This is a genomic window from Natrinema versiforme JCM 10478 (assembly GCF_000337195.1).
GTDB classification, from domain to species: Archaea; Halobacteriota; Halobacteria; order Halobacteriales; family Natrialbaceae; genus Natrinema; species Natrinema versiforme.
On sequence record NZ_AOID01000028.1, the window covers coordinates 1 to 14231 of the forward strand.

17 protein-coding genes are annotated in these 14231 nt (G+C 66.1%); 11 read left to right on the forward strand and 6 right to left on the reverse strand.

Annotation, left to right across the window (positions count from 1 at the left end; translation table 11 throughout):
* Together C489_RS09540 and C489_RS09545 are read right to left on the reverse strand one after the other, a co-directional pair.
* Positions 1 to 277, reverse strand: a 277-nt coding sequence (locus tag C489_RS09540) for a HalOD1 output domain-containing protein (protein ID WP_006431030.1), incomplete at its 3' end; no start/stop codon positions are given.
* Positions 278 to 407: 130 nt separating this feature from the next.
* On the reverse strand, positions 408 to 3146 hold the full coding sequence (locus C489_RS09545) for an AAA domain-containing protein (protein WP_006431031.1): 2739 nt from the start codon (positions 3144 to 3146) through the stop codon (positions 408 to 410).
* 220 nt (positions 3147 to 3366) lie between these two features.
* Between C489_RS09545 and C489_RS09550 the strand changes: the two genes are divergently transcribed.
* Positions 3367 to 3942 carry an SPW repeat domain-containing protein gene (locus tag C489_RS09550; RefSeq protein ID WP_006431032.1) on the forward strand — a complete coding sequence of 192 codons (576 nt, stop codon included), beginning with the start codon at positions 3367 to 3369 and terminating at the stop codon, positions 3940 to 3942.
* Here the strand turns inward: C489_RS09550 and C489_RS09555 are convergent.
* Positions 3939 to 4193, reverse strand: coding sequence for a hypothetical protein (locus tag C489_RS09555; protein WP_006431033.1), 255 nt, complete (start codon positions 4191 to 4193; stop codon positions 3939 to 3941). The two genes, C489_RS09550 and C489_RS09555, sit on opposite strands and share 4 nt — an antisense overlap.
* A gap of 145 nt (positions 4194 to 4338) precedes the next feature.
* Here C489_RS09555 and C489_RS09560 point away from each other — a divergent pair, with 145 nt between their 5' ends.
* The 3 genes from C489_RS09560 to C489_RS09570 all read left to right on the forward strand — a co-directional run bounded on the left by C489_RS09560 (position 4339) and on the right by C489_RS09570 (position 5777).
* Positions 4339 to 4890 (forward strand): hypothetical protein, encoded by a 552-nt coding sequence (locus C489_RS09560; protein ID WP_006431034.1) that lies wholly within the window; start codon positions 4339 to 4341, stop codon positions 4888 to 4890.
* Between the two features lie 276 nt (positions 4891 to 5166).
* Positions 5167 to 5556 (forward strand): nuclear transport factor 2 family protein, encoded by a 390-nt coding sequence (locus C489_RS09565; protein ID WP_006431035.1) that lies wholly within the window; start codon positions 5167 to 5169, stop codon positions 5554 to 5556.
* Positions 5553 to 5777, forward strand: coding sequence for a hypothetical protein (locus C489_RS09570; RefSeq protein ID WP_006431036.1), 225 nt, complete (start codon positions 5553 to 5555; stop codon positions 5775 to 5777). The genes C489_RS09565 and C489_RS09570 overlap by 4 nt, the downstream gene beginning before the upstream one ends.
* 287 nt (positions 5778 to 6064) lie before the next feature.
* On the opposite strand, the gene C489_RS09575 is transcribed toward C489_RS09570, so the two are convergent.
* Both C489_RS09575 and C489_RS09580 read right to left on the reverse strand, forming a co-directional pair.
* Positions 6065 to 7021, reverse strand: a complete 957-nt coding sequence (locus tag C489_RS09575) for a zinc-dependent metalloprotease (protein ID WP_006431037.1) — start codon at positions 7019 to 7021, stop codon at positions 6065 to 6067.
* Between the two features lie 80 nt (positions 7022 to 7101).
* Positions 7102 to 7422 (reverse strand): hypothetical protein, encoded by a 321-nt coding sequence (locus C489_RS09580; protein ID WP_006431038.1) that lies wholly within the window; start codon positions 7420 to 7422, stop codon positions 7102 to 7104.
* A 237-nt stretch (positions 7423 to 7659) separates the two neighbouring features.
* Between C489_RS09580 and C489_RS09585 the strand changes: the two genes are divergently transcribed.
* The 5 genes from C489_RS09585 (at position 7660) to C489_RS09595 (ending at position 10624) form a co-directional block, all read left to right on the forward strand.
* Positions 7660 to 7887 carry an LSM domain-containing protein gene (locus C489_RS09585; RefSeq protein ID WP_006431039.1) on the forward strand — a complete coding sequence of 76 codons (228 nt, stop codon included), beginning with the start codon at positions 7660 to 7662 and terminating at the stop codon, positions 7885 to 7887.
* Positions 7884 to 8060, forward strand: coding sequence for a 50S ribosomal protein L37e (locus C489_RS20800; RefSeq protein ID WP_006186041.1), 177 nt, complete (start codon positions 7884 to 7886; stop codon positions 8058 to 8060). The genes C489_RS09585 and C489_RS20800 overlap by 4 nt, the downstream gene beginning before the upstream one ends.
* Before the next feature lie 174 nt (positions 8061 to 8234).
* Positions 8235 to 9425 carry a threonine synthase gene (locus C489_RS09590; RefSeq protein ID WP_006431040.1) on the forward strand — a complete coding sequence of 397 codons (1191 nt, stop codon included), beginning with the start codon at positions 8235 to 8237 and terminating at the stop codon, positions 9423 to 9425.
* A 132-nt stretch (positions 9426 to 9557) separates the two neighbouring features.
* Positions 9558 to 9731 (forward strand): hypothetical protein, encoded by a 174-nt coding sequence (locus tag C489_RS22145; RefSeq protein ID WP_006431041.1) that lies wholly within the window; start codon positions 9558 to 9560, stop codon positions 9729 to 9731.
* 191 nt (positions 9732 to 9922) lie between these two features.
* Positions 9923 to 10624, forward strand: a complete 702-nt coding sequence (locus C489_RS09595; RefSeq protein ID WP_006431042.1) for a phosphoglycerol geranylgeranyltransferase — start codon at positions 9923 to 9925, stop codon at positions 10622 to 10624.
* Between the two features lie 101 nt (positions 10625 to 10725).
* Here the strand turns inward: C489_RS09595 and C489_RS09600 are convergent, their stop codons facing one another.
* Entirely contained in the window at positions 10726 to 11514 is a 789-nt protein-coding gene (locus tag C489_RS09600; protein WP_006431043.1) for an SIR2 family NAD-dependent protein deacylase, read from the reverse strand.
* A gap of 176 nt (positions 11515 to 11690) precedes the next feature.
* Here C489_RS09600 and aspS point away from each other — a divergent pair, with 176 nt between their 5' ends.
* Entirely contained in the window at positions 11691 to 12995 is a 1305-nt protein-coding gene (gene aspS / locus C489_RS09605; protein WP_006431044.1) for an aspartate--tRNA(Asn) ligase, read from the forward strand.
* A 275-nt stretch (positions 12996 to 13270) separates the two neighbouring features.
* Positions 13271 to 14098 (forward strand): pantoate kinase, encoded by an 828-nt coding sequence (locus C489_RS09610; protein WP_006431045.1) that lies wholly within the window; start codon positions 13271 to 13273, stop codon positions 14096 to 14098.
* Positions 14099 to 14231 lie beyond the last annotated feature (133 nt).

Sequence of the window (14231 nt, forward strand, 5' to 3'; positions counted from 1 at the left end):
CGTACACCGTGACCTCACAGCGTTCGTAGCGCACCGAAAGCCGGTCGGGTCTGGTTCCCGGCCGTCGATCGAAGAGTCGATTGACGGCGTCCGTATCGACCACCGCGTACAGCGGTCGCATGCTCGCGGGGTCAGTGCTCCTGACGGCCGCGACCGCCTGGACGATCGCCGACGCCGGCGTGTCTTCACCGTCCCAGTCGTACCGTCCGGTATACGTCCCGTCGTCGGTTTCGAGCGTCGGAATCTCGTCTCTCGAGGTGGTGTTTTTCCGTGTCATCTGAAATCACCGGGCAGCCCTTAGTTCCTCACGCAGGCTGCCGGAATAGGTTCACCACCTAAATCTCATGGTCGTTCCATAACTCGTCGAACATTTGGGGCCCGGCAGCAGCGATCGACAGAATAGCCCGTTACCGCCGCGCCCACTCGAGCATCCGCTCGTAGACCGGGTCCGACGCGAGCGCCGACGAGTCGCCGACGAGCACCAGCGCGCGCTTGGGCCGGGTCAGGGCGACGTTGATCCGCCGATAGTCCTCGAAGATCGGCCCCTCGAGCGAGCCGGTCGCGGTGAAGGAGACGATGATAACTTCTTGGCTCGAGCCTTGGAAGCGGTCGACGGTGTCGACGGCCACGTCGTCGGGAACGTGTTTCGAGATCTCCGAGACCTGTGCTCGGAAGGGGGCGATGACGCCGATCTCGGACCGCTCGAGGCCGGCGGCCTCGTAGGTCTTGATCAGCTCCGCGATCCGCGCGGCCTCCTCGCTGTCGGTATAGCGGCTGCGGTCGCCCTCGACGTCGACGAACGAGACCGGATCTCGCAGCGTCTCGGGGAGCCCGTCGCGGGAGACGCCCTCGAGGTCGTCCAGATTTCGGCTCGCAACGTCGGGCGTCGCGGGCCGAAGCCGGCCGTCGTAGAACTCGGTCGAGGCGAAGACCTGAATGCGCTGGTTCATTCGGTACTGCCGGTCGAGCATCACGCCGGCCTCGGGGTGGAGCTCGACGAGTCGCTCGAACAGCGATTCGGTGAGATCGTTCTCAGCCCGGACGACCGGCGGGAGTTGCTCGTGGTCGCCCACGAGGACGAACCGCTCGGCCAGATTGATCGCCGCGCAGGTCCCCGGCTCCGTGAGCTGGGCGGCCTCGTCGACCAGCGCCGCGTCGAACTGCTGTTCTTTCATGATCCGCGAGCCGCAGGTCGACGTCGTCGCCGCGACCACCTGTGAGTTCTGTAACGTCGCGACCCGGTCCTCGGGGTCGCCCGCCCGCTCGAGGCGATAGGGCTCCATGTCGTCGCGGATGCCGCTCTCCGATCCCACGCGAACGACTCGATCTTCGTCGATGACATCGTCGAGTTGCTCGAGTAAAGCCTCCAAGGCGTTGTCCACGGCGCGGTTCGTAAAGGCCGACAGCAGAACGCGCTCGCCGCGTTCGACCATCGCGCGGATGGCGCGGGCGATGGTGTAGGTCTTCCCGGTGCCCGGCGGGCCGTGGATCAGCGCGCAGTCCTCCGCCCCGACGGCCTTCGTCACGGCCTCGTTCTGGCGCTCGTTGTTGTCGATGAACGTCTCCTCGATCTCCCCGAATTCGGGCTCGGCCCGCCCGAACAGGATGTCTTTCCGGCGTTCGTCGCCTTTCAGGAGCGCGTCGTGCATCGCGACGAGCAGCCGGTCGGTCGTCAGTTCGGAGGGGTAGACGTCGAGCCGGGTGACTTCGACCGGCTCGTCCGCCGTGATCACGATTTCGTCATCTAACCGCTCTATTCGAGCCAGTTCCGAGTTCCCGCGGACGGGATCGCCGTCGCTGGCCAGCACCAGATCCCCCTCCCGGAGCTTCGAGTTCGCGCCGCCCGTGTTGCGCGCGCTGAGTTCCCACCGCCCGCCCTCGAGCGGCCGTTTTTCGACGAACTCGAGGTCGATCAGCGCGCGATCGTCGTCGGCCCGTTCTTCGGCGCTTTGCTCCCAGAGCTTGGCGTACTCGCGGTGGACCTCGCGGCGTTCCTCCTCGATCGCCCGGTAGAAGCGATCGAAGTACTCGAGTTCCTCGTCGGGCAGGGACTGTCCGATCTGGCCGGCCTTGGACTCCTGATCGAGCCGACCGGAGACGACCATGCAGGTGTCCTGCTCGAAGCAGTACTCGCACTTCGCCTCGGCCTCGTACCCCGTCGGGATGTCGCCGGACATCTCTTTGGCCGCGATCTCGTTTCGCAGCCGGACGACGTACTTCAGGAGGCCGTCACCCATCGAGAACTCCTTCGCGGGGGTCAGGTCGCCGGTCTCCTCGTTGCGATCCAGCGCCGAGTTCTTCGTGTAGAGTAAGGTGCCGATGTCGACGTCGCCGCCGTGTTCCTCGAGCAAGAGCGCGTAGCAGGCGGCCTGGACCTTGTCCTTGAACCGCGGCTCTTTCTTGAGGTTCTTGCCGGTCTTGAGTTCGACCGGGGCTCCTCGGCGGACCGCGTCAGCGCGGCCCCGAATCCCGAAGGTCTCGCTGATGAGCAACTGCTCGGAGCGCCAACTGTCCTCTTCGGTGAGTCGGCCCTGCTCGAGCCAGCCCTCGATTGCTTTCGCGTTCTCCCGGATCTCTTCTTTGACGGCGTCCGGCGTCTCGCCGAGCAGGCCGAGTTGGAGTCCCCGTTCCTCCACGCGGGCGTCGATCGACTCCTCGAGGTCGCGACCCCGGAGCAGGTCGCCGAAGACTTCGTGGACGAGGGTCCCTTTCACGACGGGGTAGTTCAGCGGGACCCCGGAGAGCTTGTTCAGGTAGTAGAGGCGGGGGCACTCCACCCAGTTGCGGATCGAGGTGACGCTGACGAGGAACGAGGGCTCGACGACGACGTAGGACTCGCCGGTCGTCGCGTACTGCGTCTCGCCCTGATACTCCTCCTCTTTCGCGTTCGTCACGAGCAGTTCCATGCCCTGCTCGAGCAACTCGGCCGACTCGGTCCACTTGTTCCAGAGCGTCACCGTCGTCGTCTCGCGGCTCTCTGCAACGGCTGCCGTCCCGCCGTCGCTGCGCGTTGGCGTGGCGTCGCCGGCAGGCTCGTCGCCGTCGGTCGCGATCCGGAGCGGGACCTCCGCGAGGTCGCTCTCGCCGTAGCTCGTCGACACCGACCGCACCTCGACCTCGTCCGCGACGGTTCCGCGTACGTGCACAGCTACCGTCACGAGCGAGCGATCAAAAACGCTATCGGTCGCAGTACTGCATCGGCTCGCGCGCTATCTGGGTTCGTTCACTCGCTCGGTTCGGGTCGATTCGTTTCGATGCTCGAGACTGGTAAAACGCGATTACTACCGCTTTCAGTATCCCTCGCGTCGCCGCCGTGACTGGAACAGGCGCGCCGCTTTTGAGATCCCAAATCCTACGCTCGATGCCATGAGTGACCCCAACGGCGACGATCGCCGGACGAGAGACGAGTCGGGGGACCGAACCGACGCCGGCAGCGGAGACGACGGCCCGGTCAATCGGCCGGAGGAGGCGGCCGCCGACATCGACTCGGGAACCGGCGTCGGGGACGGGGAACGCGCCGGGGGGCGCGACCCGCGCGACGAGTCGACGCAGGTCGCAAGCGAGGAGCGGCGGCGCAAGACCTCCGTCGTCAGCCTGCTCGTCGCCGTCCTTGGCGCGTGGGTCGCGCTCTCGGTACTGGTCTTCGAGACCGCCGCGGCACCGCTGTGGAACAACGTGCTGGTCGGGGTCGTCGTCCTCGCCGCCGCCGGCTACAACTACTACCGGGTGGCAAACGACGTCCCGCTCAGTACCGGCATCGCGTCGCTGATCGCCGTCCTCGGCATCTGGCTGATCGTCTCGGCCGCGCTGCTCGAGATGACCGGCGGCCTCTTCTGGAGCACCCTCGCGACCGGGCTCTTGATCGCCGGACTCGCGGGGTACAACGCCTACGAGGCCCGCGACGCGCGGACTGTCGCGACCGAACCTGGGCCGGGCGCTTAGGCCTGTTCGGTCCCGTACTCGGTCTCGAGTCGGCGGACGCGGTGTTCAGCGGCGTGGTGGCCCATCGCGACGACGGCGAACCCGACCATGATACAGGCGAAGGCGATCGAGACGGCCGGCGAGACGCCGTTGACGTAACTATTGCATACCTGGCCGAGCGCCAACGCAAGCGGTGCGAGCGTCAGCAGCGAGCTTTTGGCCGGCGTCGCGCGAAACAGTTCGACGAGCGAGAGTGGTTGGCGGACGGACATGGGAAAGCGCTGGTTACGTTCCCTGACGAGGGAGCCACGGTATTCTTTTTGGTTCTAATCCCGTATTTCGAGCCGTGAAAGTCCACTTACGGCGTCTTTCGGTCCAACCGATACGTTCATCCTGTCCGCGGTCTAACCGCCGCCCATGCGGATTCGCGAGTGGCAGGACATACTCGAAGACGTCACGGAGCGGAACGTCGATCCGGAGGACTGGCGCGCCGTCGCCGGTGACCGTGCCGGCGGCGTCGGCGAAGACATGTACCTCGCGCATCCCCGGGCCGGCGTCTTCTTCCTGAAAACGTACGCGAAGAACCCCTTCGAGGTCCGCGGCGTCGGCACGCGAGTCGCCCGCAGCCTCGACGACGAGATCGGCTCGTTCATGCCCGAGCGGGACTCGGGCGGGCGCTTCGCGGTCCAGTCACCACCGGAAGACGAAGCGCAGGCCGAGACGGTCGGCAAGCGCCTCGAGACCGTCCTCGAGACGCACGCGGACGCGCCGACTCGGCCCCAAGACCTCTTCGACGACGTGATGGAGGCCATGGAGAGCCCCGCCTTCGGGCCGATGGAGTACGATCAGTACGATCGACCCGACGAACTCGAGGACCTCGCCGAGCGCTTCGACGAGGCCGACGAGTTGCTGAACGCGGAACTCGATGACCTGATCGAGACCGACGAGGTCGACCGCGGCTTCATGTGAACCGAACTTTTTCCGCTCGGGTCGCTCACTCCGTTCGCAACCACTCACGCAAAAACGTCCTCAGAAATCGAAGATTTCTGATGGGCCCGCGAGAGCGGAGCTCTCGTGGACTTCGATGAAAAAGACAGCCGCCGCGGGGAATCGCTCACTACGTTCGCGAATACTTGCATAGAGTTCTCCTCAATCGACGAATAGACGGATACCTCAATCGAGCGATCGAATGCACCTGCGACTGCGTCCGGTGGGCCTTTGCAACCGGGCTCCGATAGACTCCATATGAGCGACCACGCCGAGACCGTCGTCCGCAACTACTACGATGCGCTCCGGAGCGATGACCCCCTCGCACCGTACTTCCTCGCAGCCGAGTCGACCGTCAAGTTCGGCATCAGCGAGTCCCTGTTCGGGGGGCGAGAGGTCGCCACAGCCCTCAAGGAACAGACCGCAACGACCGACGACTGGACGATCGAGAGCCGCAATCTCGTCGTCGAGGAACGAGATGGATTCGCGACGGTCGCCGACGAGGTCGCCATGGCGTGGACGGACACCGAGAGCGGCGAGCGGTATCGGTTCGACAGCCGCTGGAGCGCCACGCTGGTCGAACACTTGGACGACGCGAGCAACTGGCGGTTCGCGACGATGCACGTCAGCGCTCCCCACGAGCTATGAGCCGCGGTCGCGGCCCGGGCCGGGGCTCCTCGCGCTCGAGTGATCGGCCCGCCGGTTCCGGACAGCTCAAAGCCGTCTTCGTGCTCTTGGTCGGGCTATCGGGCGGTCTGATCGCGGTCCAGAACAACGCCCCGCTCGCGGTGATCGGCGCGGCGATCGTCGGCGGGAGCGTCGCCGGTGGGGCGTTGCTCTGGTACCTGATCTGGATCACCACTGACTGAATTTACTGTGCGCCCGCTGCCGTGGCGCGCGCTGGCCCACGACGAGCGAATAGCGAGTCGTGGGACACACCTGCGCGAGGTCTTCGTGAGTAGTACGAGCGAATGGCTCGGAAGACGCGGTGCGTCTTCCGGTGGATGAGTGAGTGACTGAAAGGAACGAACGAATCGGGTGGGGAGGGTGTGGCGATTCCCTGTTGCCACGATAGCAGGACGCTCGCCTTCGCTGTCGATATATTTATTCTGCCAACAGGTCGAATTGAGCCGAAACGCCTCGAGAACAGACCGAACTAGCGGTCGACGCGCTGGATCCACGTCCCCGGCGCGTCGAGTTCGTCGTGGCTGGGGAGGTTCTCGGGTTGGTCCCAGACGAGACTCGCCGTCTCGAGGTCGCGGACGGCGACGACGTGTTCGAAGAAGTTCTTGCCGCGCTCGTACTGGCGCTCTTTGAGCCCGAGGCCGAGCAGTCGTCGGAAGAGCTTCTGGAGCGGGCCCCGGCCCTGCCGGCGCTCGTCGAGTTTGCGGCGCAGGTCCTCGTACTCCTCGTCGAAGGCGTGGTCCATCAGGAGTTCGGCGTAGCCCTCGACGACGGTCATCGCGGCGTCGAGATCGCGGAACGCCTCGCGGTCGAACGACCCCTCCGAGAGCGTCGCGATCCCGTCTTCCATGCGGGACTCGAGGTGGTCCGAGAGCCACGGCGCGGCCCCGAACTCGGCGGCGTGGGTCACCTCGTGGAAGGCGATCCAGCGGCGGAACCGGTCGGCGTCGACGTCGAGTTTCGCCGCGGCGTTGAGGATGTTCGGGCGGACGAAGTACAGCGCGTGGTCGTTCGCGGGCGCGTCGGCGAGCAAGAGCGGGTCGTACTGTCCGAGGACGTTCCGCCCGAGGAAGGAGAGCAGGACGGTCATCGTCCCCGTGTTGATCGTCCGGGCGACGCCGGGGAACGTGCCGGTGTGGGTCTCGAGGGTTCCCATGACCCGCTCGAAGGTGGCGACGTTGGCGTCGATCCAGTGGTGGCGGTTCTGGATCTCGACGGTCTCCGGGACGTCGAACTCGGCTCCCGAAACGGCCCGCACGGCGGCCCGCGCGTCCCGAACGTCGCTGGCGTAGGCCTCGCGCTCCCCGGGCTCGAGATCGAGCGAGCCGGGGTCGGTCGCCGCCTTGGCGGCGTCGGCGGCCGACCGCCAGTCGATCGCGTCGTCACCGGACGCCCCGGCAACCGCCCGGGCGCTGCGATAGAGATTCACGTCTATCGGTACGGGAAGGATGCGCAAAAGCGTTCGGCTCGGTCAGTCCGCTGTGCGGTCCGTCGGGCGATTCGTCTGCGTCAGTTGACGATGACGTCCGGTTCGTCTTCGGGCTCGAGTTCGGGCTCTTCGTCGTCGCCGCGGAACCGCTTGGCGGCGACCGCGATGCCGACGAGGACGATCAGGGCGACCAGCGCGCCGACGGCGCTTTTACCCGTGCCGCCGGACTCGTCGTCGTCGGCTGCGTCCGCGTCGGGTTCCGTCGCCGTCTCCGTCTCGCGGTCCGAATCCGTGCCTGTCTCCGTGCTCCCGATCGGCAGCGCCTTGCCGATCGAGCCCAATCCGAACTGCGTCTCGCCGTCGATGTGCAACTCTACGAGGGTGAATTTCTTGTCTCCCATGGGCGGACGCTCAACGAGTGCACACTTAGCCGTTGGGTTAGGTCTACGGTACTGAGGTGTGTAGCGACACGTTACGCCGACAGCCGTCTCAAGCGCTCGCCGTTACGAGGCCCGAAATCACGGGACGGCGGTGTCGGTCCGTGTCAGAATTGGCCTCCAGCCGGGATACCGTCACTCGCCTGATTGAAACGGGCCCGGACCGGTACGATTAAGTGTCCATCACCTGCGGTGTTGCGTATGAGTGGACGACCGCTGGACGTCCTCGAGGCGTCGCTCGGCGAACGCGTTTCGGTGCGACTCAAGAGTGGCGACGAGTACATCGGCGAACTCGCCGGCTACGATCAACACATGAATCTGGTGCTCGAGGACGTGACGATTCCCGTCGAGGGCGGCGTCGAAGAGGAGACGCCGGTCGAAGACACAACCATTATACGCGGCGATAACGTCGTTTCGATCACTCCATGACTGGTGCAGGAACCCCGAGCCAAGGAAAGAAGAACAAGACGACGCACACGAAGTGTCGTCGCTGCGGAGAGAAATCCTATCACACGAAAAAGAAAGAGTGCTCGTCGTGTGGCTTCGGCAAGTCCGCCAAACGCCGCGGCTACGAGTGGCAGTCGAAAACCGGCGACAACTGAACCCTTCGGTCTTCTGTTCGATTCTGCCGGTTTCTCGAGTTTTCGTCTAGTGCCGACTTTTCGCCACCCGAACCCTCCGATCGGGCCGCCTCGAGTCCCGAGTAGAGCGGCGCGAGCCCACGGGTACGAGCCGCCGATGGACAGCCCTTAGTTCGACGCCGCGAAGGATCGCGTATGGCAACGACAGACGCCTTCGCCGGCCTCGAGTGTGTCGACTGCGGGGCGGTCGTCGACGCCGTCGCGTCCCAGCGGTGTCTGGACTGTGGCGGGTCGCTCGATCCGACCTACGACTACGACGCGATCGACCTCGATCGCGAGGCCTTCGCCGCCCGGCCGTTCGACTCGCAGTGGCGCTACGCCGAACTGCTGCCCTTCGATCGCGAGTCGGCGGTGACGACGAACGAGGGCGCGACCCCGCTGGTCGACTGCCCGGAACTGGCCGACGAACTCGGCGTCGAGCGCGTCGCCATCAAAGACGAGGGGCGGAACCCCACGGGCTCGAGCACGGACCGCGGCGCGTCGGTGGCCGTCACCGCGGCCGCCCGGGACGGCGCGACCGACGTCGCGCTTCCCTCGCCTGGCAACAGCGGACAGGCCGTCGCGGCCTACGCGGCCCGCGCGGGACTCGACTCCCACGTGTATCTCCCCTCCCGCTCCGGCTTTACGAACAAGGCCATGGTCAACGTCCACGGCGGCGACATGAACGTCGTCGGGGGCCGCTACGGCGACGCGGCCGGCGCGTTCGAGGAAGGGCTCGACGAACACGACGACTGGTACTCGCTCCGGGCCGTCGACACGCCCTACCGCCACGAGGGCGCGAAGACGATGGCCTACGAAATCGCCGAGCAACTCGAGTGGGAGGTTCCCGACGTGATCGCCTATCCGACGGGAGTCGGAACCGGGCTCGTGGGGCTCGCCAAGGGCGCACGGGAACTGCGGGAAATCGACCTGATCGACGAGTTGCCGGCCCTCTACGCCGCGCAGGCGTCGGGGTGTGCGCCCATCGTCGAGGCGTTCGAGGACGACCGCGAGGACCACGAACCGGTCGACCATCCCGACACGATCTGTGGCGAACTCGAGATCCCGGACCCCGCCGCGAGCCCGCGGGTCCTCGACGCGATCCGCGAGACCGACGGTGGCGCGGTCGCGACCGACGATCCGGACATCCTCGAGTCCGCTGTGCAGGTCGCTAAGTCGACGGGCCTCGAACTCATCCCGAGCGCGGCCGCGGCGGCAAGCGGCGCGTGGGAACTCGCCGAGCGCGGCGCGTTCGACGGCGACGAGACGGTCGTCATCGTCAACACGGGCTCCGGCAACAAGGAGGCCGACGTGTTGCGTAGCCACCTGATGAGTCAGGGCGTCTGAGGGGAAACACCGGGTAATACACCCGAAGACAGCCGTTCGAACCGATAGCAGGGGCCCAGGCCGCCCAGCGAGGGTCGAACGCGTTCACCGACAAGGTCTTGACTGCGAGACGAGTAGATCGAACGAGTACCAATGTGTGAACATTCACCAGAGTGTTCGAACGGGGCCTCGTGCCAACTCGTCCTCGAGAACGGACGGACCGGCCTCGAGACCGCCGAATACTACTGTAAGGCCCACCTCGTACTGCGGATCTGGGAGGTCGAGAACGACACCGCGCTCCGGGCCGTCAGCGCCGAACAACTGTAGCGGCGCGCGGGTTGCCGCAGGCGTTCCGGTCGCGCGTCGACCGCCCGAACCGGTCGGCCGCAACCGAGTTCGGCAGCGGTCAGACCGCCGCGCTGGCACTCGAGTCCGAACCCGGCGGCACTTCGGGCGAGCAAGCCTCGAGACGGGGGCATTCCGTAGCGTTTTTGCTGGTTGTCGGGAAACGGGGCGGTATGACTACCCCCTGGGACGAGTGGAATCATATTCTCAAGATCGATCCGGACAAGGAGTTACCCGAGGGCGTGACCTACGGCGATCTCTGTGCGACCGGCACCGACGCGATCGAGGTCGGCGGCACCATGGGCATCACCGAGGAGAACATGAGCGCCGTCATCGAGGCTTGCGCCGAACACGACGTGGCGCTCTATCAGGAGCCGTCGAACCCCGAGGTCGTCCTCGAGGACGACGCGCTCGACGGCTACCTCATCCCGACCGTCTTCAACGCCGGCTCGCCGTTCTGGATCACCGAGGCCCACAAGGAGTGGGTCCGACTCGAGGGCGAACTCGACTGGGATCGGACGACGACGGAAGCTTACATCGTCATGAACCCCGACGCCGACGTGGCGGAACTGACCGAGGCGAACTGCGACCTCGGCGCGGACGACGTCGGCGCGTACGCGACCGTCGCCGAGCACATGTTCGGTCAGGAGATCGTCTACGTCGAGTACTCCGGCACCCTCGGCGACGAGGCGGTCGTCGAGGCCGCCGCCGAGGCCACCGACGAGTCTACGCTGTTCTACGGCGGCGGCATCCACGATTACGACTCCGCGTACTCGATGGCCCAGTACGCAGACGTCATCGTCGTCGGCGACCTCGCACACGACGAGGGGATCGAGGCCGTCCGCGAGACCGTCGCGGCAGCCAACGAGGCCTGACGCGGTCGAACGTACCGTTCCGTTTTTCTTCCAATTCGATTCGGCCGCGTTCCGAGAGCACGCACACACACACACACACTCGAGCGGCGCGGCGACGACCGCTACTCGGCGACGAGCGCTCGCAGCCGCGGCAGCGCGTCCGTCACGTCCGCTCGAGAGACGACAGCGGCGATGTCGTCACGCGGCGTCGACCCGAGGTTGACGATCCCCACCGTCGCGCCGGTCGACGCGGCGAGTCGGGGCAGCGAGGCGGCCGGTTCGACGACGAGCGAGGAGCCGATCGCGAGGAAGACGTCGCTCTCGCGGGCGAGCGATCGGGCACGCTGGATGACCGCACCCGGAAGCTGCTCGCCGAAGAGGACGACGTCGGGTTTGAAGACGCCGCCACAGTCACAGGTCGGCGGCAGTTCTCCCTCGGCCGCGCGCTCGAATATCGGCTCGCCGTTCCGGCGCTTCCCGCAGTCGGTACAGCGGACTCGCTGGGAATTCCCGTGGAGTTCGAGAACCGTCGGTTCGCCGGCGTGCCCATCGTCGGTCTCCCCATCGCGGACTGCCTCGGCCGCCTCGCCGTGTAACCCGTCCGTGTTCTGGGTGAGGATCGCCTCGAGGTCGCCGTCCCGGCCCATCGCGGCCAGTGCTTCGTGGGCCGCGTTGGGTTCGAACTCGCCGTCGAACAGCTCCCGCTGGAGGTCGACGCGATCCGCCCAGAACCCCGCCGGATCGCGCTGCAATCGGCCGTAGGCGAACTGTCCCTCGTCGAATCGCTCCCAGACGCCGTCGTCGCCGCGGAACGTCGGCACGCCCGAGGGCGCGGAGATCCCCGCGCCGGTGAAGGCGACGACCGTCTCCGCGTCCCGTATCTCGTCCGCGAGTCGCTCGAGATCGTCCATATCTATCGGCACCGCGGCGGGACCCAAAAAGCCGCGGACGGCGACGTGCAGTCGCTTGGTCGTCGGGTGTTGGACGTGCTCGAGCGGGGAGCGGGAAGGGGTCGAGGGCGCGTGATCGGGTTCGATCGCGACTCCGAACGACTGCGCTTAAGTTCCGCCTGCGTGAATCGGGTGGTATGCAGGACAGAACCTACACTGCCGACGCCGAGCCCGGCGACGACGCGACGGTCGCCGGTTGGGTCCACGAGATCCGCGATCTCGGTGGCATCGCCTTCCTGATTCTCCGGGACACCACGGGCAAGATCCAGATCAAGTTCGAGAAAGACGAGATGGACGAGGAGTTAGTCGAGACCGGTCTCGGCGTCTCCCGCGAGAGCGTCGTCAAGGTCTCCGGTGCAGTCGAGGAAGAGCCTCGCGCGCCGACGGGCGTCGAGGTCACGCCCGAGTCCGTCGAGGTCGTCGCGCCCGCGGACCCGGAACTGCCGCTCGACCCCTCCGGCAAAGTCGACGCCGACCTCTCGACGCGACTCGACAACCGCACTCTCGACCTCCGCAAGGAGGAGGTCCAGACGGTCTTCGAGATCCGCTCTGACGTGCTGCGTGCGGTCCGCGACCAGTTCCGCGAGTTCCGCTGTACGGAGATCAACACGCCGAAGATCGTCGCCACCGGGACCGAGGGCGGCACCGAACTCTTCCCGATCACCTACTTCGGCGAGGAGGCCTTCATGAACCAGTCCCCGCAGCTGTTCAAGCAGCTCGTCGCCGGCTCGAACGTCGAGCGCGTCTTCGAGATCGGCCCCATCTTCCGCGCCGAGGAGCACAACACGCCCCGGCATCTCAACGAGGCCACCTCGATCGACTTCGAGGGCGCGTTCTGTGATCACACCGACGCCATGGACGTCGCCGAGGGCATCGTCAAAGCCGCCTACGAGGCGGTCCAAGAGAACTTCGGCGACCAACTCGAGGAACTCGACCTCGCCGAGGACTTCGAGGTTCCCGAGGGCGACTTCCCGCGCATCAGCTACGAGGAGGCCCTCGAGCGCATCAACGCGACGGGCGAACTCGATGAGCAACTTGTCTGGGGCGACGACCTCTCGACGCCGGCCGAGGAAGCCCTCGGACAGGACGTCGGCGGTCACTACTTCATCACGGACTGGCCCAGCGAGATCAAGCCGTTCTACATCAAGGACCACGACGACGATTCGGAACTGTCGACCGGCTTTGACCTGATGCACCCGCGCATGGAACTGGTTTCGGGCGGCCAGCGCGAGCACCGCCACGAGAAGCTCATCGAAGGCTTCGAACAGCAGGGCCTCGATCCCGACCAGTTCGAGTACTACACCAAGATGTTCAAGTACGGCATGCCGCCCCACGCCGGCTTCGGCCTCGGCGGCGAGCGTCTGCTCATGACTATCCTCGGACTGGACAACATCCGTGAAGCCGTGCTCTTCCCGCGGGATCGCCAACGTCTGAGTCCGTAGGACGAAGACGTTGGGAGCCAGCGAGACGACCGAAGGGAGTCTCGCCAGACCGGCAGCGCCTGTCACCGTAGGCGACGACGCAACTGTCGAGCGGGGGCTCGTTGGACTCGCGCTGCTCGTCCAACGGTGTTCCCGCGAGATTGCCAGAGACTGAGCCCGTAGGGCGAAGTCTTTGGGAGCAAGCGAAGGGAGTCTCGCAGGACCGGCATCGACTGAGCCACTGACGAAGACGCAATCTTCAACGTTATATCGTTCGGGCCGAAAGCGGGGGCGTAATGCTCGAGGAGGCGACGGCGTTCGTCCCCGGACACGTGACGGGATTTTTCAGCGCTCACCCGGACGACGATCCGACGAAAGCCGGCTCACGGGGGGCGGGACTGACGCTTACAGACGGTGTCGAAGTAACGATCGAACCGGCGGAGAAATCGGCAATCGTCCTCGACGGAACCGAAATCGAGGTCGAACCGGTAACGACCGTCCTCGAGACGCTCGATGCGACCGCCCGCGTCGAAGCGACGTCCGAACTCCCGCTCGGAGCCGGCTTTGGCGTCTCGGGAGCGATGGCATTGGGCACGGCGCTCGCGACGAACCGCGTGTTCGAGCGCAAGCTCTCGGAGAACGAACTCGTGACGATCGCTCACGGTGCCGAGGTACAGGCCGGAACGGGGCTCGGCGACGTGGTCGCACAGGCACACGGCGGAATCCCGATCCGCCTCGAGCCGGGCGGGCCACAGGACAACAAGCTCGACGCGGTCCCGGCGCGGGCGCGCGTCGAATACGTCTCGTTCGGCGAACTCTCGACGGCCGACGTGCTCTCGGGCGATACCGAGCAGCTCACGGCCGCCGGCAAGGAGGCGCTCTCCCGGGTCGTCGAGGAACCGACGCTGCTCTCCTTGCTGTACGCCTCGAGGCTGTTCGCGCGCGACGCCGGCCTACTCACGGAGCGGGTCACGGAGGCGATCACTGAGGTCTCGGCCGTCGACGGGCAGGCGTCGATGGCCATGCTCGGCGAAACCGTCTTCGCGCTCGGAACGGGGCTCTCGGACGCCGGCTACGAGCCGTCGGTCTGTGCGACGCATCCGGCCGGCGCGGTGTTGCGGTAGTTAAGTATCACCAGGATCCATCAGCTATTATAGATATCTGCCGCCGAATCGCCGGACAGCCGGCGACCGGACTTGATTTATCGGTCGGGTTCGCGGACGGAAGCCGGTTCGATCCATCGTCGAGTCACTGATT

Coding starts and splice junctions, on each gene's coding strand:
- C489_RS09585 (WP_006431039.1), top strand. CDS start 7,660: ATGAGTGGACGACCGCTGGACGTCCTCGAGGCGTCGCTCGGCGAACGC.
- C489_RS09570 (WP_006431036.1), top strand. CDS start 5,553: ATGAGCCGCGGTCGCGGCCCGGGCCGGGGCTCCTCGCGCTCGAGTGAT.
- C489_RS09560 (WP_006431034.1), top strand. CDS start 4,339: ATGCGGATTCGCGAGTGGCAGGACATACTCGAAGACGTCACGGAGCGG.
- C489_RS09565 (WP_006431035.1), top strand. CDS start 5,167: ATGAGCGACCACGCCGAGACCGTCGTCCGCAACTACTACGATGCGCTC.
- C489_RS09580 (WP_006431038.1), bottom strand. CDS start 7,422: ATGGGAGACAAGAAATTCACCCTCGTAGAGTTGCACATCGACGGCGAG.
- C489_RS09550 (WP_006431032.1), top strand. CDS start 3,367: ATGAGTGACCCCAACGGCGACGATCGCCGGACGAGAGACGAGTCGGGG.
- C489_RS09590 (WP_006431040.1), top strand. CDS start 8,235: ATGGCAACGACAGACGCCTTCGCCGGCCTCGAGTGTGTCGACTGCGGG.
- C489_RS09595 (WP_006431042.1), top strand. CDS start 9,923: ATGACTACCCCCTGGGACGAGTGGAATCATATTCTCAAGATCGATCCG.
- aspS (WP_006431044.1), top strand. CDS start 11,691: ATGCAGGACAGAACCTACACTGCCGACGCCGAGCCCGGCGACGACGCG.
- C489_RS09600 (WP_006431043.1), bottom strand. CDS start 11,514: ATGGACGATCTCGAGCGACTCGCGGACGAGATACGGGACGCGGAGACG.
- C489_RS09610 (WP_006431045.1), top strand. CDS start 13,271: ATGCTCGAGGAGGCGACGGCGTTCGTCCCCGGACACGTGACGGGATTT.
- C489_RS22145 (WP_006431041.1), top strand. CDS start 9,558: ATGTGTGAACATTCACCAGAGTGTTCGAACGGGGCCTCGTGCCAACTC.
- C489_RS20800 (WP_006186041.1), top strand. CDS start 7,884: ATGACTGGTGCAGGAACCCCGAGCCAAGGAAAGAAGAACAAGACGACG.
- C489_RS09555 (WP_006431033.1), bottom strand. CDS start 4,193: ATGTCCGTCCGCCAACCACTCTCGCTCGTCGAACTGTTTCGCGCGACG.